Genomic DNA, 23,079 nt, shown 5'->3' with positions numbered 1-23,079 from the left:
CGACAGATTCGCGATGAAGAAACTTATCGTGATTGCACTACTATTTTTGACAGCCTGCCAAGGGTCCAATAACACTCACGAGGTAGACACCTCAGATGAAAACACCAATGTCGTGGGCGGAACCAACGTTCCTTACAAGCACGAATTAACAAATAAAGTCCTCTCCTTGCGAGTGGGCGTCAAAAGCCAAGACAATACTTATTTCACAATTTATCAATGCACGGCCAGTGCGATCGCCCGAAGAGTCCTTCTAACTGCCGCTCATTGTGTGAGTACTTCCGCAGATTTCACCCGAGTCGAACTGCGCGACGCTAATGGAAAAATCACGAAAATAAAGGCAGTCAAAGCCTATGTGCACGGGCGCTACAAAGCAGATAAAGACAATGATCTTGCGATCATCACACTGGAAAATGATCTTCCTCAAAATATTGCCATTTTAAGAATTCCCAATATGGTTGCCCGCGGAAATCTCACAGAGGTTCAGGTGGCGGGATATGGCAGAAAGACCGGAGTCGAAGGTCAGCCCGGCGAGGTTGATGTTCTGCGCACGACGACTTTAAAAGTCTTGAATTTTGATGCGACGAAAAAAATATTTTCAGTCGATCAAACAGAGGGAAAAGGAATTTGCCAGGGAGATTCTGGCGGACCAGCACTGGTGAAGTACAATGACGTGGATTATGTTGTTGGTGTCGTTTCGAAAACTCGCTATAGACCCCCAACAGATGACAAAACTCCGGTGGATAAATGCAATTACGTCGGAGAATACGTCAATCTTCAATACCGCCCATTTCAATACTGGGTCGACAACATGATAACGGCCCTGTCGGCAAAAATTGAGATTCCAGAGGCCTTTGCAGTTGGCTATAATCTCAAGTAAAGAAACGACTACTCAGAATCGCCTTCCTTCGGCGCAATTTTCTGAATCATGCTTTTAAATGCGGTGTCGTCGCTTTGAGGGACGTCGTGTCTGTCGAGAGTGAATTTGATAAATCTTACAAAGTTATTCTGAAACTTTTGATTGATGGTATCGCGAATAGGATCTTTCATAAAGATCATCTGCTGCATCCACGTTGAGTTTCGCACCCATACGTACAGAGTGCCTCTTTGAAACCCGACAGGTTCTGCATTTTTGGCAATCGTTGGACCCACGACCTCTTCCCATTTCGCCCACAGCTTCCAGCGCATAAACTGCTCTGACAAAGGCGACTTGCCATTTTCGAAAAGACTTTGTAGTACTTCCGAGCCGAGCGTGAGTTTTTTCTTTTTATAATTGGGATTATTTTGATCCATACGATTGCCGGTAAGTTAACAGAGGAACGCGACAAATGACAGAAAAGACGACCAACTTGACTCAAAATCAAAAAGATTTCCAAAATATTGGACAAAAAATATCCGTGGTTGGTGCCGGTCTTGCGGGCTCTGAGTGCGCATTACAGCTGGCTGATATGGGCTATCAGGTCGTCCTCTTTGAAATGCGTGAAAAAACCATGACTCCGGCGCATAAAACCGGAAAATTCGCCGAATTAGTTTGCTCTAACTCCTTTGGCAGCTTGAATCCTATTTCCGCACCTGGTCAGTTGAAATGGGAAGCCGAAAAGCTGGGTTCACATATTCTTAAGATGGCCCATGAATCAGCAGTTCCAGCGGGGCAAGCTTTGGGCATGGACCGCGAAGTGTTCTCAGCACTGATCACTGAGAAAATTAAAAACCATCCGCGCATTGAAGTTCGCACCGATGTTGTGAAGTCTTTGAGTGACGTGCCTCGCCCGACAGTGGTTGCGACAGGTCCTTTGACTCACGATGATTTGGCAGAAGATCTGCGCAAGCATTTTGGCGATGAGTTCTTGTATTTCTTTGATGCGATTGCGCCCATTATTGATGCTGATTCCATCAACACTGAAATCGCCTGGAAAGCCGATCGCTATGGCAAAGGCACGGACGATTATTACAACTGCCCGATGAACAAAGAAGAATACAATCGCTTCATCGAAGAAGTGGCCGCTGCAAAGAAGATCGAACCCAAGCACTTTGAGACAACTGAGTTTTTCGAAGGATGCATGCCGATTGAAGTGATGGTGGAACGCGGACCGCAAACTTTGCGTTTCGGCCCTATGAAACCTATCGGCCTGGATGATCCTCGTACCGGTCGTTATCCATGGGCTGTAGTGCAACTTCGCCAAGACAATAAAGAAGGCACCGCCTTCAACATGGTAGGTTTCCAAACGCGTATGGCTTACGCCGAACAAGTGCGCGTGTTCCGAATGATTCCTGGCCTGGAGAATGCCGAATTCTTGAAACTGGGAAGTATTCACAGAAATCTATTTATCAATTCACCGAAGAGATTGAATAAAGATCTCTCCAGTAAAAATGATCCTTGGCTGTTCTTTGCAGGACAAATCACAGGAGTTGAAGGTTACTTTGAATCGACATGTGTAGGCTTATTGGTGTCGCGTTTCTTGGATCAAAAACTGAAGGACAAATCCTTCAATCCTCCGCCGCGTGCGTCTGCCTTGGGTTCATTGCTGGAGGCCATCACCGATGAAACTCGTGCTGACCACTTCCAGCCAACGAATATTAACTTCGCGCTTTTCCCTCCATTGGCGGAAAAAGAACGCGATAAACAAATTCGCAAAGAAAAACAAATCGCCATCGCCCGCGAGGCTCTCGAAACCTGGAGAATTTGAGGTCGGTCAAAAAGGTTCAGCCGCGAGGCGGAGGGTTCTTCGCGAAACGCAGGCGTGGCAGCGCCACGTCGGAGTGAAGAGAAGGGCCCTCCAACGAAGTGGATGGGCCTTTTTCACCGACCGCTAAGCGAGATCCACTTCTCGCTTCATTTTCCAATCCATCGTTGGAGTATCCACCGCCGGTTTGAAATGCTGGCGGCAACGAGCTTCATAAGAATCATGAGTTCCAACCAAAACTTGGCCGTCTCCTCCAGAAGTCCTTTGAGTGCGACTGGCTTGGGCTCCACACACCACACACACTGCGTGATGCTTGGTCACACTTTCAGCGACAGCCATTAAAGTCGGCATCGGCTCAAAAGGCTTCCCCTGCCAATCCGTATCCAATCCGGCAATAATCACACGAAGACCGCGCTCGGCCAGATCCTGAGCCACCTGAACTAAATTAGAAGAAAAGAACTGACCTTCATCAATCCCGACGACCTTGGTTCCAGGTTTCAGGTGTTCCCAAATTTGCTCAGCATCTTCGATGGGCAATGAATCAATTGTTGTAAGGTTGTGAGAAGTCACAGCCATTTCGTTATAGCGTTTATCAATGATCGGTTTGAAAACTTGGATTTGTAGACGGGCGAATTCTGCGCGACGAAGACGACGGATCAACTCTTCAGTTTTGCCACTAAACATAGAACCCACAACAACTTCGATCCAACCACGTGGCGACACATAAGAAAACTCAGTCACACATTCCCCCTCAATTAAGACTCGAAGAGAATGGAATAGCCCCTAAAAGCTGTCAATTGAGGAGCTTTTGTTGCCCGAAAGTTACGCTAAAGCTCCGAAAAGCTCGCCGCAATGCCCCTGTCAGGGATCATTTCAACAGGGTTGCGTCATAAACCTGAGGCTTTGGCGCTTTGTTCTCCGCACGCATCAAGGCTTTGCGGTTACTGAACTTTTTTCTGATTCACCGTTTAAAAGATACAAAAACCGTCAGTTTTTCACATTTAAAGCATGCAAGAGGGTGCTTATTGCTTGCACACGCAGTGCCCCATGGACTACCTAGGTCGAACAGTATGAGTAGGAATTTAAGATTTAGACAGAAATTAAGCCAGGTCTGCGTTTTCGGAAGTTTGGCAATTACCACGATCATGATGAATGGTTGTGACGCCATCTACTTGAATGAAGAAGAAAGCTTAGCCAAAGTTCAAAACAAGGGTGAGATCACAATCCTCACCACGGAAAGTCCTCTTATATATAGTCATTCCAAAAAGAATGGCGAAGCCGCGGGCATCGACCATGACCTTTTACAAAGCTTCGCCGACCATTATCGATTAAAAATCAAGTTTGTGGTCCTCCCTGATGAGAAAGCTGTTTACCGCGCCCTTTCAAAAGGTGAAGGCGACGTGGCAGCGGCCCGCCTGAGGACTCCCGAAAATCGCATTGGCTTTTTGACCGGCCCGGCTTACGAGGAAACTTACCTTAGCCTTTATTGCCAGAAAAAATCTCGCATTGAAAACATCAAGGACCTGAGCGGCAAAAATGTCGGCATCCTCAAAAAGGACAACTACGAAGGGTTCGCCACCCGCCTGCAACAGCTTTCACCCCAGGTGAGCATCCAAGAACTCGAGTCTGTGCAAACTCAGGATTTACTGAAATCCTTAAACGCCAAAAAGTTTGACTGCGCGATCGCCGAAAATGCCGCGGGTGATTTCTATGTGCGTTTCCACACGAAACTGGAAAAGGTTTCGAACCTCACTGATCCTTATTCTTTGAGCTGGCTTTTGACACCGGAAAATCAGGATCTGCTTCTTTTGATGCAGTCTTGGTATCAACAAGCTTCTCGTGAAGATGAAGTCATGCGCATCATGGATCGCTACAAATCGACTCTGACCCAGCTGGATAAGAAAGACATCTCGAAATTCTTTAAAAGCATCGAAGAGACTTTGCCGACTTATAAGCAGGCCTTCAAAGAAGCAGCCAGTGAGCACGGTCTTCCTTGGCAATTGATTGCCTCAGTGGCCTACCAAGAATCTCATTGGGATCCGGAAGCGCGCAGCTTCACCGGTGTTCGTGGCTTGATGCAATTGACGACAGACACCGCTGATCACATGGATATCGAAGACCGCACAGATCCTTTGCAAAGCATCTGGGGTGGCTCAAAGTACCTTCGCTATTTGATGGATAAAATGCCGACCTTCGTAAATTCGAAAGATCGCATGGCCCTAACTCTGGCAGCTTACAATGTCGGTTATGCTCATCTTCGTGATGCGCAAAAATTGGCGGAGCAAATGGGTCGCAATCCTTACTCTTGGCACCATATGAAAGAAATCCTGCCTTTACTGGCGGATCCAAGCTACGCCGACAAATTAGAATACGGTTTCGCTCGTGGTTATGAAACTGTTGAATTCGTCGAGCGCGTAAAGTCTTTCTATAATTTGATGAACGCTGGATAAAAAAAAGGGATCTCGTCATGAGATCCCTTTTTTGTTTCTAAATTTACTCTCTAATTATTTCGCAAAAGAAATTTCAACGCTGACTCCCTTCGCTGAGCCGTCCGCACTAACTGCCTGAAGATTATATGTCGTTCCGTCTGACATATTATCGACGAACATCTTATGTTGAGTTGTCATTGTCATATCCATGCCTGTTGCAGTTTGCACCCCCGTCGTGAGATCCGTTAGCAGCACTTGAGACGTGCTTGGCACATCCGTTGTCCATGCCACCGTCACTCCGGTCAAAAACACTTCCAGAACTCTAAAGTTTGAAATGACTGGCGCATTCACCACCGGAGCTGGAGTTGGCTCTGGTGCTGGAGCCGGTGTGGGCGCTGGTGTTGGAACCGGTATTGGCTCTGGTACTGGAGCCGGTGTAGGAGCTGGCGTTGGTACTGGAGTTGGCTCTGGCGCTGGAGCCGGTGTTGGAACTGGTGTTGGAACTGGTGTTGGAACTGGTGTTGGAACTGGTGTTGGTACCGGCGTTGGAACTGGTGTTGGTACCGGTGTTGGCTCTGGCGCTGGAGCCGGTGTTGGAACTGGTGTTGGTACCGGTGTCGGTACCGGCGTTGGTACTGGTGTCGGTACCGGTGTTGGAACCGGCGTTGGAACCGGTGTTGGAACCGGTGTTGGAACTGGTGTTGGTACTGGTGTTGGTACTACCGGTACGTCGGTGTCTTGTTCACATTGATGTTTCTTATGTTTGTAGTGACCATAAGCATAGGCGTATGCGTGTCCTTTACCCGGGTTGTCTTTATTTCCTTCGCAAGAGTCATGACCTACTTTCTTTCCATGATCCCGGTCATCATCATGCCCATGTTTTTTCAAGCACTTCTTGTCATGATACTTGTGGTGAACTTTAAACTTTGGCTTAAATACGCAGGCTCTATCTTTGTTGTATTCAAAAGTTGATTCTCTTAAATCAAGAAAGACTTTGATCTCGCTTTCCTCTTTGTTCTGCAATGTCAGCGCCTTTTGAAGTTCAACTTCAAAATAAGAATCTTTAATCTGACACTCATGTCCCCTGTGATCGTGGATTTTTCCATAGAACTTTTTATTAACTACAAGTCGGATCTTGGAGCAGCCCTCAGCATCTCCAAGATTGGCAGCTCCCTCTGACTCGTCCTGACCTTGTGTGAATTTCAACGATTTTCCTGACGGAACTGAGTACCAACCTTTCTTGGTCAGATAATCAATTCGGTCGATATTCACCTGAACGTCCGAGATATCGTTTCCACTTCTATTCGTTTGAAGTGCTGAGTCCTTGGTTAAGGTCCCAAAGTAGACTTTCAAACTTTGAGAACTGCTTTGCTGTTGACCAGCCCCTCCGTAGGCAATCGTTGAACAAAAAAATGGTGATAGTGCCAATACTAACGGGAGCGGCGTTCCTACTAGACATTTTCTCACGAGATCCTCCATGGTTCTTTCGAAAGCAGTATAGCCTGTAGTCACTTTATTCTGCAAAATTCACAGTGCCGCTTGCTCTAAGATTGGAATGACTGATTTTTTGTCTATCAATTGATCTACCAAAAGATAGACACTTTTTGTGAATTTCATTTTGATCCACAATGAACAAATTGGATCCAGCTCCTGCGATTTTGTAAATTCAGAGCAGGTGACGTCGTTCCTTCTCTACGGGCGTTGACCTCATCCTTCCTATGTGTTTAATGAACTACCTATTGAGACTCTTTGGATGTCACAACCTGGGGTGGAGAAATTTGCATGGGCGAAAAGAAAATCGAATTCATTCATCACTACCCAAAAGGCTTTAGAAAAAAGCGTGTTCGCAATTGGCTCGTCCTTGGCTTGATGTATGCGTCTTATTATATGTGCCGATATAACTTCCGCTCGGCGACTCCATATCTTGTCGATGAGTTTCATTTCTCTAAAACTGATATTTCCACTTTGTGGGCCGCATTTAGTTTTGCCTATGGAACCGGTCAGCTGATCAATGGTCTTTTTTCGGATCGCATCGGCGGGAAAAAGGCGATGCTTATTGGCGGCATCGGCACCGTGATCATCAACTTGATCTTTGGATTTAGCCCCATGATTTCCTCTTTCTCGACGTTGAGTTTGATCTTACTGTTCAACGGATATCTGCAAGCTTGGGGCGCACCGGGTATGGTGAAAATTAATGCCGCCTGGTTTCGCCGACAAGAACGCGGAACATTTTCTGGAGTTTTTGGTTTCATGGTTCAGCTTGGACAAATGGCAACCGCGCAACTCTCGCCTATCATCCTTACTGGATTTGCCATTGGCACCTTTGTGGTTGCCGAAAATGATTGGCGTTGGTTGTTTCGTATTCCACCAATAGTGACAGCTATTGCTGTCATCTTGGTGGCTCTGGTTGTTAAAGAAACACCTGAAGATGCAGGCTTCGCTCCAGATGTCGTGGTCGATGAAATTGACGACTCCAACGGAGCCCGTGTTTCTCTCAAAGAAAGTTTCCAAACAATCTTCAAGCATCCTCTAGTCTGGTACTATGCAATCGCCTACGCCTGCACCGGAGCGGCCAGACACAGCTCGGATCAGCTTGCGACACTCTTCTTTGTCGAGAAGTTGCACTTGAATGGCAATGGATCAGGCGCAGTTAAATGGACCCTGACCTTCATGCCTTTCGTGGGTGTTCTGGGATCTCTGGCCTCCGGCTGGATCTCTGACAAACTGTTCGCAGGTCAGCGTGCCCCCGTCGCCATGTTCCTTTATTTCGCTGGAGCCCTCGTCTTGCTAGGTGGAGGAGTTCTGATTGGAATGGATCTCGTTAACGTCGCAATTGCCATGGCAATGCTTATTATGATTTCATTTCCTATCAATGCCACTCATTCCATTGTCGGTGCAGCGGCACCCATGGATATCGGCGGCAAAAAAATGGCGGGCTTTGCCTCTGGTGTGATTGATTCTTTTCAATACTATGGAGCCGCAGCCGCTATGCCAATCATGGGTTGGTTGTTGGATAGATATGGTTGGTCTTCCTGGTTCCCGATCATGGCTCTTTTCTGTTCTGTCGGCGGAGGCACGATGTTCCTTCTTTCCCAAAAGAAAGAGCGCATGAAGAAACAGGGAATTATTGTTTTTGGATAAAGGATACTCTATGAAAGTTGCCTTCTTTAGCGCAAAAAAATATGAAGTTGAAATTTTCAAGCAGAGCAATCAGAAAAGTTCCCTGGAATTTCATTTTTTTGAATCCAGACTGACGGAACAGACTGCCCAACTCGCAAAGGGGCACCATGCCGTCTGTTGTTTTGTAAATGATGTTTTAGACGCCCCCGTTCTAAGGATACTCGCCGACCTCAATATTAAATATATTGCCTTACGATGTGCCGGCTATAATAACATTGACCTCAATGCGGCTCAGAATTTGGGCCTTCAAGTTTTTCGTGTGCCAGAATATTCCCCTTACGCGGTCGCTGAGCATGCAACGGCTTTGCTCCTCACTTTGAACCGAAAGATTCACCGTGCCCACAACCGTGTGCGCGAGCTGAATTTTGCTCTCGATGGTTTAGTAGGATTTGATTTACATGGTAAAACCGTTGGCGTAATTGGAACGGGAAAAATTGGAAGAGTCTTTGCAACTATCATGAAGGGGTTTGGCTGCCGAGTTCTTGCATTTGATCCGCATCCCAATACAGACCTGAAGATCGACATAGAGTACGTCACCTTGAATGAAATATATAGAAATTCAGATGTCCTTTCTTTGCACTGTCCTTTGAACGAACACACAAGATATCTTTTAAATGAACAGGCTTTTGGGCAGATGAAACGCAATGCGATTCTCATCAATACGGGGCGAGGCGCGATTATAGATACTAAAGCTCTGATTAATGCACTCAAGACACATCAAATTGGCGGAGCCTGTTTAGACGTCTATGAGGAGGAAGAAGGCATCTTCTTCAATGATCAATCCATTGAAGGCATTGAGGATGATATTTTGGCTCGCCTGACAACTTTCCCTAATGTTTTGATTACATCTCATCAAGCATTTCTGACCAAGGAAGCGTTAGCCAATATTGCAACAACCACAATACAGAATCTTGAGCGGACTCAAATTCCCGCATTGGTGTAATAGCAGGATCTGATCTGTCTTACTTGGCTCTAAATTCCTTCATTAGAAAGTCCCGGAATATTTTCTTCTTTTTATCGACAAGCATCTGCTCATGACAGATCAGATGCAATGGATGGGTCTTCGCATCTTCGGTCACAACTTTGATTTTATTTTTTTCAAGAGCCCTCAGCGCGCTATTTTTTGGAAGAACCGCCAGCAGATCTTCCTCCAACACCAGCTGCACCATGGCTGAGTGTGAATTTACACTTGAGCGAAAGCGTACTTTCTTCTGCTCGCTCTTAGCCAAGATTCGGCTTAGAAATTCCTTGGCATAAAGATCGTCCTCACGATAGCCCACAAACTCCAAGGTCTTTCTGGCCGCCAAAGGCACTTTCGACTTCGCTGACTGAATCAATACTGGACAGTCTTCGGTGAGGGCATAGGCTCTTAAGGTTTTACTTTCTGGCAGACGGTAGACAAAGCCGAAATCAAGACTGCCCTTCAGGACCGCCTCGCTCACCTGGTTTGAGGACATGAAGGTTGTATGGATATCTAAGTCAGGATGAATTCTTAGGAATTGACTGATCTTCGGCATCAGTAAGATCTGTCCCGCTTCTTGCATACTCCCGATTCGGATGGCTCCAGACAGCAGGCTTCCCACTGCCTGCCTTTCAAAGAAAAGCTTTTTGATCTCTTCTACCAAGGGAGCCAATTGAACTTTCAGCTGCTGTCCTTCCTTGGATAGGACCACGCTCTTGCGGCTGCGGATGAACAGTGGATACCCCAGGCTGTCTTCCAAGAGCCTAATCTGCCGGGAGATCGCTGGCTGAGCTGTATTGAGGACCTTGGCCGTCTCACTAAAACTCAGGTTCTCGGACAGAATCACGAATGTTTCCAGATAGTTCCAATTAAACATGAATTTCTTATATATCAAATTGCTATCAAAAGCATTTTTTTATTCAATTGGATAATATCTCCAGACCTAGGGTATACCCCTTCCTGTAACAACAACCCAAAGGAGTTCCCGATGAAAAAAGAATTTATGGCCAGCGTCCTTACTTTGACTGCAGGCATGGCTAGCACAATCAGTTTTCCTCAATATGCCTTGGCGAAATCCACTCATCAGGCGGAAAAATCTTACGCCAAACAATTCACGCTCGCATTGAATGCTCCAGCTCGCTACACCGACCAAGATGGAAAAGTGATTCCGGGCCGTATCAAAATTTCATTGGATCAAACTCCGTTCACCCCACACTTCCAAAATCAACTTCATGGTGAAATGAGCGGAAATCTTTATTTCGAAAGCGATGCCTACACATCTGAGTACAATGGCCAAAAATATAAAACTGTGCGCAGCCTGATTGGCGACGACGGGGAAGCGCTTATTGATCTTGTGAACCGCTCCGCAACCGGAGGCAATGAGTACCGTATTTACGGTTGCAACTCGACTTTGACTTCCTGTGATTTCTCGCAATTTTCCATGAGTTTTGGCGGATCCAGAAGGGACCACCTGGTAGAGATGAGTCTGACGCTCTCAGCAGAAGACAGAATTGAAATTCTTGCGCCTCAATATGTCTGGAATGAAAAGACTCAAAAAATGGAATCCACTCTGCAGTGGAGTCTTTCAGCAACAAGCCTAGAAATGGTGCGCGCCAATTAGAAATTGGAAGTGGAAATGGAATCCAGTCTTTTTCGCAGTCTTACTTTGAAAATGACCGAATCAGAGACTTCACAAGTGGAGTCTCTGATTCAAAAAATAGAGCAGCATCGCGAATGGGCCGAGTCACTCTCCCCTCAAGAATGGCACGCCGGACTACAACGCCTGAGCCCCTATCGCCTGCGCTCGTCCGGCACATTGAAACGTGGATCACGGGAAGGCTGGATTGCCGCCAACACTTATGTTGCAGAGAAAGTTGCAGCCGAGCAGCTTCCGCGAGAACAAGACATTCTGCAAATTAACGCTATGATGAGGCAACAGACTGAGGCTTCTATCAGAGCCGTGGATGTATTTATTGGACCTCACAAGGCCTGTGCTCCTGAAGAATTGCCGAAATTTCTTAGCTACTACTACGAGAACATGCTTCCCCTTGATAAGCACTCTCACCCCTTGGTCGCCGCCGCCTTATCGCGCTACTGGCTCGTAAGCCTCCATCCCTTTGAAGATGCGAATGGCAGAACTTCCGTCATGATTGCCGATTGGTTGTTACTGAGTCGCGGTTATCTGCCTCTCAGCTTTGAGCGAAAACTGGATGCTGTTATTGGTTCTATCGATGGCAGCCGTGTCTCTGCCACTCCAGGGCAAGCCATTCTTAAAACTTTGCGAAGTATCTTCCATAGCTATCAAGTTGTTCTCGATAAAGCCCTCGCTCAATAAAGCGAGGGCCAATGTTTATACCAACAACATCCACGACTACTTTCTTCTTGTCGATGTAGTGACAACAAGATCCTTGCTAAACTCTGATAGATTTCCCACCCAATCTATCGCCTGAATTTTATAAATCACAGATCCACTCGCAGTCGTGCTAAAGCTCGGAATGTTGGATTGACCTATCAGTTGAGGACCAAATCCCGAGTCCGCATAAATGTTATAGTAAATAACCTGAGTTTCTTTATCTTGAGAAGGACTCCACGATAAGCTAACGGCTCCTCTTCGCCCTATCACTGCAGCAAGATTTTGAGGAACTGATGGTGCTCCCAGGTCAACAACCAGATTTGCTGCAAGGGCAACATCAGAGTGAATTGGATCTTGGGCGTCAGAGTCGATCAATTTAAATTGAAGTGGATATGTTCCACTAAGAAGATTCGAATACTTAATTACCATAGACAGATTGTATTTGGCTCCAGGGGCAAGCTTCGTCGTGAAGTTAGGCATGGAGCTGGATATACCTAATGGAAGAATTGAAGCCAGCGAGAACTGAGTCGCGGGGCAAGATAGAGAATCATTATTCACCAAGCTGAGTTCAATTCCATTCGAAGTCGTTCCAAAACCTGATGTCAGTGAACTGTTGCCGAAGGTAAATGCAAAAGTCGGAGGGCGTACTATACAACCTTGACCGCTGACTTCAATGGAGACGACGATGCTACCACTATTGCGTTTTATCGCAGAGATGCGCACACCACCACCTAAGTCTTCCCAAACCTCTCCGGCTGCCACTGTACGAATAAGATAGGAATAATATGGCGTCGCTCCGGCACGGTGAATACTCACACCCTCAACAAAGGATGTCGGCATGGTCTTCGCGTAACTGACTGAACTGCGCAAACTCAAATAGTAATAGTCACTAGTGCCCGTGCGTGGAATGCGAACAATCTGAGCACCTGGTGCGCTTGATGGAGCAAGCTCTAAGGGCCAGATTTCCACTGTTTGACTTTGGGTCACATCGACAACTCGGCCAGGATTATCAGCATAAAATCCTGATTTATAGGCATGGGGTCCATCGACAAAGCGAAGGTCTGGAACATCATTGCCCATAATACAACTTTGATCGCCGTATTCAGAATCAACAATGCCATCATTGTCTGAGTCGATCGCCGCATGGCCCAGCCCCATTGCATGGCCTAATTCATGGGCCATAACAAAAGTGGTATTCGCTCCGTCATACCCGCGAATATAAGTCGTCATTCCGGGAGCTAATCCATTCCAAAAACACGGAACATTGCCTGGCAAAATAAACATTTTGAACATGTAGTTGTCAGGATTAATTCCATAAGTTTGCTTGGCAATCTGCAAGGCTTCATCGCTCCACTGCGAATAGTTGCAGCTTGTTCCCATTTGCTGAGTCAGATGAATAGGTCCATAGATATCGCTCTTGCCGTCACCATCAGAATCAGCCACCAGATCGACTTTGCCAAAAGAGTTTTTCAAAAATAGATCGCGCACGGACTTGGTCGATCCATACAATGCGGCCTCCGCATCCCTACGACTTGTGGGCATGGTCCCGCCATCCATCTCGATAATAAGCACCAATGTGGATTTGATCGCTGAAGTTTGAGTCACCAACGCCGGGGCCTCCGAAACCAATGTTGTTGATTCAGCACTGAGTGCTGTATTCAGCGCAATGCTTTCTTCAGTGCCCGACACGACAATCTCTTGTCCTGGCGCAAGCCATACAGGTAACTTCCCTTTTTTAAAACGCAGTTCCGTTTTTTTACCGGTTGCTTTTTCTTTAATAAAATACTGAGTCGTTGCTCTTCTATTCTTGAAGTCATCCGCAACAGTCATTTCGATTCGCCCACTGATCTTCTTTTTAGTTTGCGAAAAAGTGCTCTCTGAAAATAGTGAGAACATAAAAAAAATTGATAATACAGCCTTAACGTCCTTCATCACACAGCCCCCCGGCTTGTTTTGATTTCTTTAAACAAAGATGCTGCAATTCATGAACCGCGCTAAAGCAGATGTGTTTGTTCTCGCCGATGAAACTTTGTACACCGTCTAAAGTTTATTAGACACTCGAGAGAACTCTCGAAATTGAGCTGTGCCTTGCTTAGTGCTCGCTCAATTTTCGGGAGCGCCCTAGTTGTCAAAGTTTTTTCATTCTCTATTTATAGGACCACTTCAAGCCGATAAGAGATGAGTACACTTTGGAAGGGAGTTGCCTTGAGAAGTCTCATCCGCAATCAACAAGGTTTTTCTTTAGTCAATGTCTTGATCGCGGCTGGCTTAGCCGGGATGGTCAGTGTTGGATCAATGGCTTTAGTTTCAGTCGCAAAAAATTTGGAGCAATCCGTAGCCTCGTCCTTCGGAAAAATCAATCTTCAGCAGGATGCACGCCGCATCTTATCTGACAAGGCAGTGTGTTCTCAAAAAATCAAATTAGATCCCGTCGATAGCATCACGGATGGGAGTTCTAAAATCTTCGTTGTCATCAATGGTACAGAAATTGGCAAAGATGCAAACGCTGCCAGAGACCTGTATGGTCTGACCGATGTCACTCTCAACTTGAATAATATTTCATTAATTGAACCCATACCTGGATCTCCGAATAGACTCTTTAAAGGTCAGCTCTCAATTCAGTCTTCAAAAAAAGGCGAACTTATTGGCGGCAAAACCAACAAGGCCACCGACATGGGTGCTTTAATGTTTGAAGTCGATGCAAGCAATCGGATGACTTCATGTTTTTCTGATATCAGTGTCGAAGGCAGCTGCCGATTGATGGGAGGTGTTTTCAATCCTACCCGTGACCCCGCATGTTCTGTGCCCCCAGCATGCCCGACAGGGCAAATCCTTGTTTCCCAAGGTCCTAATAAGCCAGGCCACTGTGAAGTGCCTCCGGTGCGCGTTGAATATGTCACGCAAACCGTATATGTCGCCTCGGGCTCTGGAAGTGGAGGGCCCACTGTGGCGAAAAACGATATGTGCGCTACAAATCCAGCTGTCTGTACTGCTTATCGAGATATCTTGGGACGCGAGCCTGACAAAGAGGGCTTTGAGTACTGGAATGCAGTCAACAAGGGAAACCAGTATGATCCTGGGAACAGTATTGAGTCGATTCGCAGAGAGATCGCCAACAGCACCGAAGCCGCTATCAAAAAGGCTGGAAAATAGATGGCCTTTTATTTCATTCAGAGAAGAAAAAATCAACAAGGCTTTTCGACACTCGAAGGCCTCGTTGCTGCCGGAATTCTCGCTATCGTTGTTTCCGCTTGGTTGGTCACCTCCTCGGTGATCGCCCAAAAAAAAGTGGCCTTAGAGCAACTTTCGGAGACTCAAACAGCCGTTGTCAGTCTCCGGGATCTGCTTTCAGTAAGCCCGTCCTGCCTTTCTTCTTTTCAAAATGCTCCCTTGCTCAATCCCTCTTCTTTACCAAATTCGGCGTCATTTAAACTTTCAGAGTCTTATGTCGGCGCATTAGCAAAAAATAAATCCGTCCTAATTCGCGATCTAATGAAAGTGACGACTCTGAAAAATGGTCGTCACTTGCTCTACGGGGAACTTCAAATGAAAGATCTCAGTGACAATAAGAACTACTTCGTCGGCCCACTTTTTTTGGAAGTCAACTCAGCGGGTACAACACAATCCTGCTACGCAGAACTTTCCAGCAAGGATCGCTGTCTCCGACAAGATGGTCTTTATCTAGATGGGACCGGACAGTGCCAACTTCCCCAATACGCCTGCGCCAACGGACAATTCATGGTCTCTGCCGGTGTTCAGAAGTGGGTCTGCAAATAAAAAAACCGAGAGTGAGAACTCTCGGTTTTAGTATAGGAAATAATTATTTTATTCTCGTTGAAAGTCTATTGACCCAAAAAGGACTTACAAGCACCGAGGCTTGAGAAAGACTCTGAGCCCGTTTGAATGCTTTCGCTATTCAAATTCAAGATTGCCGCCACATAAGGAACGCGACCGTCATTGTCTCTAGAGGTACAAAACGAAACATTGTTATTTCTGTCAGGACGGAAGTTGCCTAGCAAATCATCACATTCTCCTTTCGTACTCACGACAGTTCTTATGATTCGAGAAATGCGGCCTCCTGAAAGTGAAGCCACGAGGAAAGGATTTCTACCGTCGTTATCACGTGACAGGCAAAGTAGGCTTTTTCCACCAACATAACGGATGGAATTCAAATTACCTTGGCATTCGGCTTCAGTACTAAAGGTCGCAGCCATGATACGAGTCACATTGATGCCTTCGCGAATACCTAATACGTAAGGATTGCGGCCGTCATTATCACGTGAAACACATGTATAATTACTTGTTGGAGCAGGAAGTGGTGGTGGAGGTGGCGGAAGCGGCAAAGTAGACCCACCTTTCATAATACGGCGAATGGCATCCAGATTTCTAGAGATCTCAAATCTTTGTTCACGAGTAAGATTGCGCCCGTTATACTGAAGGTCTTGAGCAATTGTTTGAGCCTTAAGCTCAATGCTTTCTTGCCTTTCTTGCTGAGCGGAAACTGTTACCGCCAATAGACATCCCGTAACCAAAACCAACAAACTTTTCATGTAAGATCCTTTCATAAACGAACTGGTTTAAAATGCACCGCTAGATCACTGAGCTAGATTCGTGCCACCAGAAAAACAGTTCTAAACCGTTTTATGACTATTAGGGTGTCTAAGCAGTGTTCAGGAAAGGCCAAAGTGTCACTTCTGATTCAATGAGGCAGGCTTATAGAGCCACGCAAGAAGTCTCAAATAAAAAGCCCCCACGCGATGAGCGAGGGGGCTTTTTATGTTTTGGAAGAATAGACTTATTCGACCGTAACTGACTTCGCCAAATTTCTTGGCTGATCGACATCGTATCCAAGGCTGCACGCCAAATGATAAGACATCAACTGCAACGGAATCACAGACAACAAAGCGTGCGTTGTCCAGTGAGCTTTTGGCATCGCCAAATAGTATTCACTGATCGCGCGAAGTTTTTCATTGTCGCCAGTGCCGATAGAGATGATTTTTCCTCCACGAGCACGAGCTTCTTCCAAGTTGCTGATCGTTTTCTCATAAAGATGATCCGTTGGAGCCACCATCACGATAGCCATACGCTCATCAATCAAAGCCAAGGGTCCATGCTTCATTTCGCCAGCGGCGTAACCTTCCGCATGCATGTAAGCGAGCTCTTTTAATTTCAAAGCTCCTTCCATAGCAATTGGATAGCTCGTGCCACGTCCCATGTACAAGAAGCCTCTGAAAAGCTTCAAGCCAGAAGCAGCTTCTTCGAAGTATTTATCGAAGGCCAAGACGCCTTCCATTTGGCTTGGAACCGCCATAATAGACTTAACCAGCTCAGCTTCAGTCTTTTCATCCAAGGCACCACGAGTGCGCCCCAAAGCAATAGCGATACAGTTTAAAACTGCCAAAGTACTGGTGAAAGCTTTCGTTGAAGCGACACCGATCTCTGGACCTGAATTCATGTACAAGTGACCATGGGCTTCGCGATCAATTGTTGAGTTGCGAACATTGCACACACTCAAAGTCGTCGCGCCCATTTCTTTGGCCATACGGATTGCTGCCAAAGTATCTGCCGTCTCACCGCTTTGTGAAATTGTCATTACCAATGTTTTTGGCGGAATGACCGGATTGCGATAACGGAATTCGCTGGCGATATCCACTTCAACAGGGATGCGTGCCAATTGCTCAAACAAATATTTACCGATTAAACCCGCATAGAAACTTGTTCCGCAAGCAATGATGAATACTCGTTCAATGCCTTTGAACATCTCTTGAGTCTTTGCCCAGTCCGCTTTGCTATCAAGTTCGTCTAACTTTTGAACTGACACTCCACCAAAGCCCACGTTTTTCAAGGCTACAGAGAATGTTTCTGGATTCACGTGTGGCTCAATAGCTGATGCCACCGCACGAGGTTGTTCATAGATTTCTTTAAGCATGTAGTGAGCAAAGCCCTGCTTTTCAACCATTTCTGGATTCCAATTAAGCTCAACCACTTTTTTCTGAATCGGGAAACCATTCGCAGAGAAGAATTTCACTTCATTGCCTTTGATATCCGCAATTTCACGATCTTCCAGATAAACGAACTTCTTCGTGTACTGAATCAAGGCTTGAACGTCACTGGCTACGAACATCTCCTTTTCGCCAAGACCAACCACCAAAGGAGGACCGTCTTTAAAGGCGATCAAACGATCTGGTTGTTGTTCCCACATAACCAGGATCGAGAAGGCACCACGAAGTTTTCCCAAGGTTCTTTCCACAGCTTGGAAAAGATCTTTGGTGATCTCAACTTCATTGGCGATCAAGTGCGCCACCAACTCAGAATCTGTGTCTGAAGTGATGTCAGCACCTTGTGCAAGCAGCTCTTCGCGGATATCGAGATAGTTTTCAATAATGCCGTTGTGAACCAGATTGATTCCACGAACCTGATGAGGATGGGCGTTGCGCTCTGACGGTTTACCATGAGTCGCCCAACGAGTGTGACCGATGCCCAAATGGCCATCGAACTTTTCGCCAACAAGTTTGTCTTCCAAGGCTTTCAATTTACCTTGAGCGCGCACGCGCTTTGTTTTTCCTTGATCCAGAATTGCAATACCAGCGCTATCGTAACCACGATACTCAAGTTTTTTTAGACCGCTGATAATAATATCTTTAGGGCTTTGAGGTCCTAGATAACCGACGATACCACACATAATTCACCTACTCTTTACTTTCAGTCTCTTCAGACTTCACGACATAGTTTTCTTTTACGAATTGTTTGCCACGCGCAACGGCCAGGGCCTTTGCGGGAACATTCTTCGTGATTGTGGAGCCTGATCCAATAACAGCATCGTCACCAATCTCGATGGGCGCAATAAACTGAGTATCACTGCCAACGAAAACACGATTGCCAATTTTAGTTTTATATTTCTTTCTGTCCGCAGCGTAGTTGCAAGTTATAGTTCCGCAACCTACGTTCACGTCCTCACCGACCTCAGCATCGCCAAGATAAGTCAAATGACCTGCCTTAGATCTTTTCCCAAATTTTGTTTTCTTCATTTCCACGAAGTTACCGACATGAGCTTCTTCGCAGATCTCTGTGTCTGGACGAAGACGCGCATAAGGACCCACTGACGCCTTGCTGTGCACCTTGGCGTTTTCGAGATAGCTGCCTGCGCGAATTTGCACACTGTCAGCCACTTCGCTGTCAGACAAGAAGGAGTTCGATTCAATCACGCAGAATGAGCCAACCTTTGTACGTCCACGAATAAAGACATTTGGATAGATCACAGTTCCCGCGCCAATTTGCACAGACTCTTCCACATAAGTTGTACGTGGATCAATCATCAAGACGCCATCTTCCAACAAGCGCAATGCTTTACGCTTGAAGATCATGCTGGTTGCTTTAGCAAGCTCAAGCTGATTGTTCACACCCACGGCAACTTTCGGAGTCGCCTTAATAGCCTGCACACGCAATTTATCCTGAATGCACAAGGCAATCAAATCGGTGATGTAAAATTCTTTTTTTGCGTTGTTGTTTTTAATTTGCGGAAGATACTCCGCCAGGGTCGCCGCCTTGGCGATATAAATTCCGGTGTTAATCTCTTTAATCTTCAAAGCTTCCGCAGAGGCGTCCTTCGCTTCTACGATCGCCACCAAGTCGCCACGATTACGCACGATGCGACCGAACTCACCCGGATTTTTAAGTTCCGCCGTCACCACCGCCAGGTCACATTTTTCATCTCGGAAAATTCTTAGGAAATCCTTGATATCGGAGGCTTCGATCAAAGGATGGTCGCCGTTCATGATCACAACATCGCCTTCGACGTCTTCCAACTTCGCACAACGAACTGCGTGAGCAGTGCCCAATTGTTCGTCTTGCACATAACAAGAAACGCCCATCGGCTCTACCACTTGGCGCACAAGATTCTGCCCATGACCCACGATCACGCGCACTTCTGTCGCACCTGCTTGTTTAGAGGCTTGGATGACTTTCTCAATCATCGGGCGTCCTGCAACAGGATGAAGTACTTTAGGAAGAGGCGACTTCATACGAGTCCCCTTCCCTGCTGCTAGGGCAATCACTGTCAGTTTCGGCGTTTGTTTTTCCGCTGACTGTTCTGATGCACTCTCTGACTTATTGACTGGCATTTGCAAACTTCCTTTTAAATGCTTTTCTTATCTAAAAAAAACAGGCTTAATTATGTCATGCACAGAAACATTTTTCACCAATCTTCTTGGGCCTCGACATCATCAGGAACGCCCATCGAGCTGTATAAAAAATCACACACAATGAGTGGTTTTTCGGAACAGCCCATCTTGTTTATTGGTGGCGTACATGGCGACGAGCCCGAAGGTGTTCGCCTGGCTACCGAGCTTCTAGCATGGCTTCAAGAAAATGAGAAAACTCAAAGTGAAAAAATTCACCCCTGGATTCTCATTCCCTGCATTAATCCCGACGGCTACTCTCATCACCAACGCACCAATGGCAACGGGGTCGACTTAAATCGCAACTTTCCCTGCCGCGATTGGAGCCCGGAAGCTAAGGCGCCTCGATACTATCCCGGCCCTTCGCCTGGGAGCGAGGCTGAAGTTCGGGCTTTGGTAAAACTCATTGAGGACGAAAAGCCACAGCTTATAGTACACTTTCATTCGTGGGAGCCTTGCGTTGTCTTCACAGGACACCCTGGGCAAAAGGCCGCGGAAACCCTCGCAACCGGGACTGGATACGAATGCCGCGAGGACATTGGCTATCCCACACCTGGAAGCTTAGGGCAGTTTGGTTGGATCGAACATCAAATCCCGGTGATCTGCATCGAGGAGCAAGAGCATATCGATCTAAACCTGGTCTGGCCTCACTTTAGACAGGGCTTAGAACTTTTATTAACCAACTCCAGCAACGCGGGAGTGCAGACGGAGAGAAAGGAATCTCGATGATCAAATACAAATCCATCGTCTTTGATTTAGATGACACCCTTCTCGACACCTCCGGACTGCTGGTACCGATGGCTTCCTTGCGAGCTTGTCAGGCCATGGTCAACGCCGGCCTTAGCTGCACTCTGGAAGAGTGCATGAAAATGCGCCACAACTTGGCAGCAGAGTATTCGCACACGGAAATTTTCACGCAAATTGCCAATCATTATGGAATGCACACCAAGGGCAAAGCCGTGCACGATGCCCTGGAGCAGTTTTACAATCCCGACATTCCCGCGGTTCTCCCCTTGATGACAGGTGCCACAGAAAATCTCTTGCACCTTCACGAACGATACAATTTGTATTTGGTAACAATGGGATCTTTCGAAGCGCAAGCTGAAAAAATCCGCGCCTTACAAATCGAAAAGTTTTTCAAGAAAATCTACGTTCTCAATGGATTTATTGGCGAAAGAAAAGAGATCGCCTTCACTGAGATCTTAAAAGTTGAGGGCCACCACGCCAAAGAACTTCTCAGCATTGGCAATCGCCTTTCCAGTGAGATTCGTGACGCCAAACGCGTGGGCTCTGACACCTGCTATTTTGCCCATGGTGAACATGTTGGCGAAAAAGCCCAGTATCCGGAAGACCATCCTGATTTTACGATTTATCATCACAGGGATTTAATCACGACATGCGGACTTTAAAAGCGAGCTTCCTGCTTATTGGTCCTTGGGATGCCCGGCTGCAAGAGCTTGGTGCCCATATTGCGACTGATTTGAATCAAGCTTGGCATTGGGTTCAAGATTCCACTTACAATGTCGTGGCCTTGTCTGTGACCCTGATCTTGGGTAAAAAGTTTAATGAATTCTATGAGGAGCTCAAACGCTCGAATCCCGCGACACAATTCATCGCCGTGGTTCCCAATGACTTTTCCGCGAATCAACTTTCAATTCTGCACGAGGAGTATTCTTTCTTCCGTGTGATGGCCACCTTTCAAGATCCCGATCTGGAAGCTCATTTATTTTCCGCCCTCGAAGAAGCCAATCAACGCAAGCAGGATGAAAACCTTGCTCTCTTGATTCGCGAGCAAACGGCGAAACTCAAACGCTTACAAATCGAGCTGGAAGAACGAGTGCAACGAAGAACACGCTTCCTGACTGAAGCACGCCGCAAACTTTTTCTGACAAATTCACGCATTGAAGGCTTTAAGAGCGCCCTGATGGCCGTCCATCAAGCCAGCTCTGTGGGTGAAATTGAGCAGCTTTTGAATGAGTCTTTAGCGGCCACAGTTCAAACGTCATGGATTCGCGTTTTCTTTCATCCTCAAGATGAACTTTTTCATCGCCAGGTCAGCACTCAATTAAATTTCACCCAGTTACAAGTTCCACTTTTCCGCCAGCACGAAAAAGTCGGTTCGATATTTTATTTGCGCGCGCCAGATCATCCGTTCAATCGCGATGAAAGCGATTTCCTGACCCGCGTTGCCGAGGCCGTAGCCCTGGCTCTGGATCGTATTCAAAAATTGAAAGAATCTGAATCTCTTAAAGAACAATGGGAGGCGACCTTCAACTCGATGTCGGATCCTGTCGTTTTGATTGATGCAAACTACGATATCATTCAATCCAACAAAGCGGCGGATGAGCGCTTCAAAGAACGCGAACACCCCGTGCCCGCTCGCAAATGCTATCAAGCTTTATACAATCGCGAAACACCTTGTCCAGGCTGCCAGCGGGGCTCGAACTTCCGCGTGGTCTCCAAAGATGCTTCACCGCGAACCTTTGAAGTGTACAGCCAAAGTTTAGTCCTTGATTCTGACAAGCCCGCAGTCTACGTGAATCTTTATCACGATGTGACGGCGCAATTGAAGATGGAAAGACAGATTTTGGAATCTGCAAAGATGGCCGAGTTGGGAACGATTGGCTCTTCGATTGCCCATGAGCTGAATAATCCCCTCGGAGGAATTCTTTCTTTCACGCAGTTGATCAAGATGGAAATGAATCCTGCGAATCCACTTTATCCTGACGTGGTGGAGATGGAAGCGGGCGTCCAACGCTGCAAAGAGATCGTCCAAAATCTTTTGGGTTTCACCAGAAATCCCAACGCCGATCAGGAAGGCGATGTGAGCTTGAAAGAAGTTTGCACGCGCGCTTTCAAAATTGTCGAACTACAAACGAAGTCACAAGGCATTGATGTGAAACTACACTGGTCCACTTCAAAACCAGGAGACGATATTCTTGTCCTAGGTCATCTGAATCTTTTGGCTCAAGCCTTGAAGAACCTGCTGCAAAATTCTATTGATCGTATCAATGATCGAATCCGCCAGCAGAAAGGGTTTAAGGGCTTCATCAACATAGAAATTTCTTCCCCCAACAACCTGCAGCCCGAGATTGCCCAAATTTTAGTCAAGGACAACGGAACGCCTGAAAAAAATCCAAGTCTTCCCATAGGCTTAGGTGTTCCAGTGGCCACTCAAATCCTTCGCGATCATGAGGCCGACCTCGAATTTTTCTCGGGTCCTGATCATGAAAACGTGGCAAAAATTTCCTTCACCCGTCTAGTTTTAAGGTCCTGAAAGCCCATCTGGGCGCGGATT

General features: G+C 46.6%; 21 protein-coding genes. 13 read left to right on the top strand and 8 right to left on the bottom strand.

Annotated features, from left to right (window positions below; translation table 11 throughout):
• The first annotated feature begins 13 nt into the window (after positions 1 to 13).
• Positions 14 to 877, top strand: a complete 864-nt coding sequence (locus tag NWE73_RS03125; RefSeq protein WP_277576815.1) for a S1 family peptidase — start codon at positions 14 to 16, stop codon at positions 875 to 877.
• Positions 878 to 885: 8 nt separating this feature from the next.
• Here NWE73_RS03125 and NWE73_RS03120 read toward each other — a convergent pair whose 3' ends face one another.
• A complete protein-coding gene (locus NWE73_RS03120) occupies positions 886 to 1,290 on the bottom strand; it encodes a DUF721 domain-containing protein (protein ID WP_277576814.1) in 405 nt (134 codons plus the stop codon).
• Positions 1,291 to 1,325: 35 nt separating this feature from the next.
• Here NWE73_RS03120 and trmFO point away from each other — a divergent pair, with 35 nt between their 5' ends.
• Complete coding sequence (trmFO, locus tag NWE73_RS03115) at positions 1,326 to 2,684, top strand: methylenetetrahydrofolate--tRNA-(uracil(54)-C(5))-methyltransferase (FADH(2)-oxidizing) TrmFO (protein ID WP_277576813.1); 1,359 nt, start codon at positions 1,326 to 1,328, stop codon at positions 2,682 to 2,684.
• Between the two features lie 123 nt (positions 2,685 to 2,807).
• Here trmFO and NWE73_RS03110 read toward each other — a convergent pair whose 3' ends face one another.
• Entirely contained in the window at positions 2,808 to 3,422 is a 615-nt protein-coding gene (locus NWE73_RS03110; RefSeq protein WP_277576812.1) for a thymidine kinase, read from the bottom strand.
• Positions 3,423 to 3,751: 329 nt separating this feature from the next.
• Between NWE73_RS03110 and mltF the strand changes: the two genes are divergently transcribed.
• Entirely contained in the window at positions 3,752 to 5,131 is a 1,380-nt protein-coding gene (gene mltF / locus NWE73_RS03105; RefSeq protein ID WP_277576811.1) for a membrane-bound lytic murein transglycosylase MltF, read from the top strand.
• A 54-nt stretch (positions 5,132 to 5,185) separates the two neighbouring features.
• On the opposite strand, the gene NWE73_RS03100 is transcribed toward mltF, so the two are convergent.
• Positions 5,186 to 5,401, bottom strand: a complete 216-nt coding sequence (locus tag NWE73_RS03100) for a hypothetical protein (RefSeq protein ID WP_277576810.1) — start codon at positions 5,399 to 5,401, stop codon at positions 5,186 to 5,188.
• 43 nt (positions 5,402 to 5,444) lie between these two features.
• Here NWE73_RS03100 and NWE73_RS03095 point away from each other — a divergent pair, with 43 nt between their 5' ends.
• The 3 genes from NWE73_RS03095 (at position 5,445) to NWE73_RS03085 (ending at position 9,233) form a co-directional block, all read left to right on the top strand.
• Complete coding sequence (locus NWE73_RS03095; protein ID WP_277576809.1) at positions 5,445 to 5,861, top strand: hypothetical protein; 417 nt, start codon at positions 5,445 to 5,447, stop codon at positions 5,859 to 5,861.
• 1,031 nt (positions 5,862 to 6,892) lie between these two features.
• On the top strand, positions 6,893 to 8,251 hold the full coding sequence (locus NWE73_RS03090) for an MFS transporter (protein ID WP_277576808.1): 1,359 nt from the start codon (positions 6,893 to 6,895) through the stop codon (positions 8,249 to 8,251).
• A 10-nt stretch (positions 8,252 to 8,261) separates the two neighbouring features.
• Positions 8,262 to 9,233 carry a 2-hydroxyacid dehydrogenase gene (locus tag NWE73_RS03085; protein ID WP_277576807.1) on the top strand — a complete coding sequence of 324 codons (972 nt, stop codon included), beginning with the start codon at positions 8,262 to 8,264 and terminating at the stop codon, positions 9,231 to 9,233.
• 19 nt (positions 9,234 to 9,252) lie between these two features.
• Here NWE73_RS03085 and NWE73_RS03080 read toward each other — a convergent pair whose 3' ends face one another.
• Complete coding sequence (locus NWE73_RS03080; protein ID WP_277576806.1) at positions 9,253 to 10,128, bottom strand: LysR family transcriptional regulator; 876 nt, start codon at positions 10,126 to 10,128, stop codon at positions 9,253 to 9,255.
• A gap of 111 nt (positions 10,129 to 10,239) precedes the next feature.
• On the opposite strand from NWE73_RS03080, the gene NWE73_RS03075 reads away from it, so the two are divergent.
• The gene (locus NWE73_RS03075; RefSeq protein WP_277576805.1) at positions 10,240 to 10,872 is read left to right on the top strand and encodes a hypothetical protein; all 633 of its coding nucleotides are present in this window, start codon (positions 10,240 to 10,242) and stop codon (positions 10,870 to 10,872) included.
• Positions 10,873 to 10,887: 15 nt separating this feature from the next.
• Positions 10,888 to 11,586 carry a Fic family protein gene (locus NWE73_RS03070; RefSeq protein WP_277576804.1) on the top strand — a complete coding sequence of 233 codons (699 nt, stop codon included), beginning with the start codon at positions 10,888 to 10,890 and terminating at the stop codon, positions 11,584 to 11,586.
• A gap of 36 nt (positions 11,587 to 11,622) precedes the next feature.
• On the opposite strand, the gene NWE73_RS03065 is transcribed toward NWE73_RS03070, so the two are convergent.
• Entirely contained in the window at positions 11,623 to 13,500 is a 1,878-nt protein-coding gene (locus NWE73_RS03065) for a metallopeptidase domain-containing protein (RefSeq protein ID WP_277576803.1), read from the bottom strand.
• A gap of 309 nt (positions 13,501 to 13,809) precedes the next feature.
• Between NWE73_RS03065 and NWE73_RS03060 the strand changes: the two genes are divergently transcribed.
• Both NWE73_RS03060 and NWE73_RS03055 read left to right on the top strand, forming a co-directional pair.
• Positions 13,810 to 14,757 carry a PulJ/GspJ family protein gene (locus NWE73_RS03060; protein WP_277576802.1) on the top strand — a complete coding sequence of 316 codons (948 nt, stop codon included), beginning with the start codon at positions 13,810 to 13,812 and terminating at the stop codon, positions 14,755 to 14,757.
• Positions 14,758 to 15,381: a type II secretion system protein gene (locus NWE73_RS03055; protein ID WP_277576801.1), complete on the top strand. Its 624-nt coding sequence runs from the start codon at positions 14,758 to 14,760 to the stop codon at positions 15,379 to 15,381.
• A gap of 65 nt (positions 15,382 to 15,446) precedes the next feature.
• Here NWE73_RS03055 and NWE73_RS03050 read toward each other — a convergent pair whose 3' ends face one another.
• The 3 genes from NWE73_RS03050 to glmU form a co-directional block, all read right to left on the bottom strand.
• Positions 15,447 to 16,154 (bottom strand): hypothetical protein, encoded by a 708-nt coding sequence (locus tag NWE73_RS03050; protein WP_277576800.1) that lies wholly within the window; start codon positions 16,152 to 16,154, stop codon positions 15,447 to 15,449.
• A gap of 245 nt (positions 16,155 to 16,399) precedes the next feature.
• Positions 16,400 to 18,286, bottom strand: a complete 1,887-nt coding sequence (gene glmS, locus NWE73_RS03045) for a glutamine--fructose-6-phosphate transaminase (isomerizing) (RefSeq protein ID WP_277576799.1) — start codon at positions 18,284 to 18,286, stop codon at positions 16,400 to 16,402.
• 7 nt (positions 18,287 to 18,293) lie between these two features.
• Positions 18,294 to 19,724: a bifunctional UDP-N-acetylglucosamine diphosphorylase/glucosamine-1-phosphate N-acetyltransferase GlmU gene (gene glmU, locus NWE73_RS03040; protein WP_277576798.1), complete on the bottom strand. Its 1,431-nt coding sequence runs from the start codon at positions 19,722 to 19,724 to the stop codon at positions 18,294 to 18,296.
• Between the two features lie 57 nt (positions 19,725 to 19,781).
• On the opposite strand from glmU, the gene NWE73_RS03035 reads away from it, so the two are divergent.
• From NWE73_RS03035 to NWE73_RS03025, 3 genes are read left to right on the top strand one after another with little or no spacing between them, the layout of a single operon-like run.
• Positions 19,782 to 20,510: a DUF2817 domain-containing protein gene (locus NWE73_RS03035; protein ID WP_277576797.1), complete on the top strand. Its 729-nt coding sequence runs from the start codon at positions 19,782 to 19,784 to the stop codon at positions 20,508 to 20,510.
• Complete coding sequence (locus NWE73_RS03030) at positions 20,507 to 21,190, top strand: HAD family hydrolase (RefSeq protein ID WP_277576796.1); 684 nt, start codon at positions 20,507 to 20,509, stop codon at positions 21,188 to 21,190. Before NWE73_RS03035 ends, NWE73_RS03030 begins: the two co-directional genes overlap by 4 nt.
• Positions 21,178 to 23,058 carry a histidine kinase dimerization/phospho-acceptor domain-containing protein gene (locus tag NWE73_RS03025; protein WP_277576795.1) on the top strand — a complete coding sequence of 627 codons (1,881 nt, stop codon included), beginning with the start codon at positions 21,178 to 21,180 and terminating at the stop codon, positions 23,056 to 23,058. Before NWE73_RS03030 ends, NWE73_RS03025 begins: the two co-directional genes overlap by 13 nt.
• Positions 23,059 to 23,079 lie beyond the last annotated feature (21 nt).

The sequence above is a fragment of the Bdellovibrio svalbardensis genome (assembly GCF_029531655.1).
Classification (GTDB): domain Bacteria; phylum Bdellovibrionota; class Bdellovibrionia; order Bdellovibrionales; family Bdellovibrionaceae; genus Bdellovibrio; species Bdellovibrio svalbardensis.
This window is presented reverse-complemented; position numbering and strand designations above follow the sequence as displayed.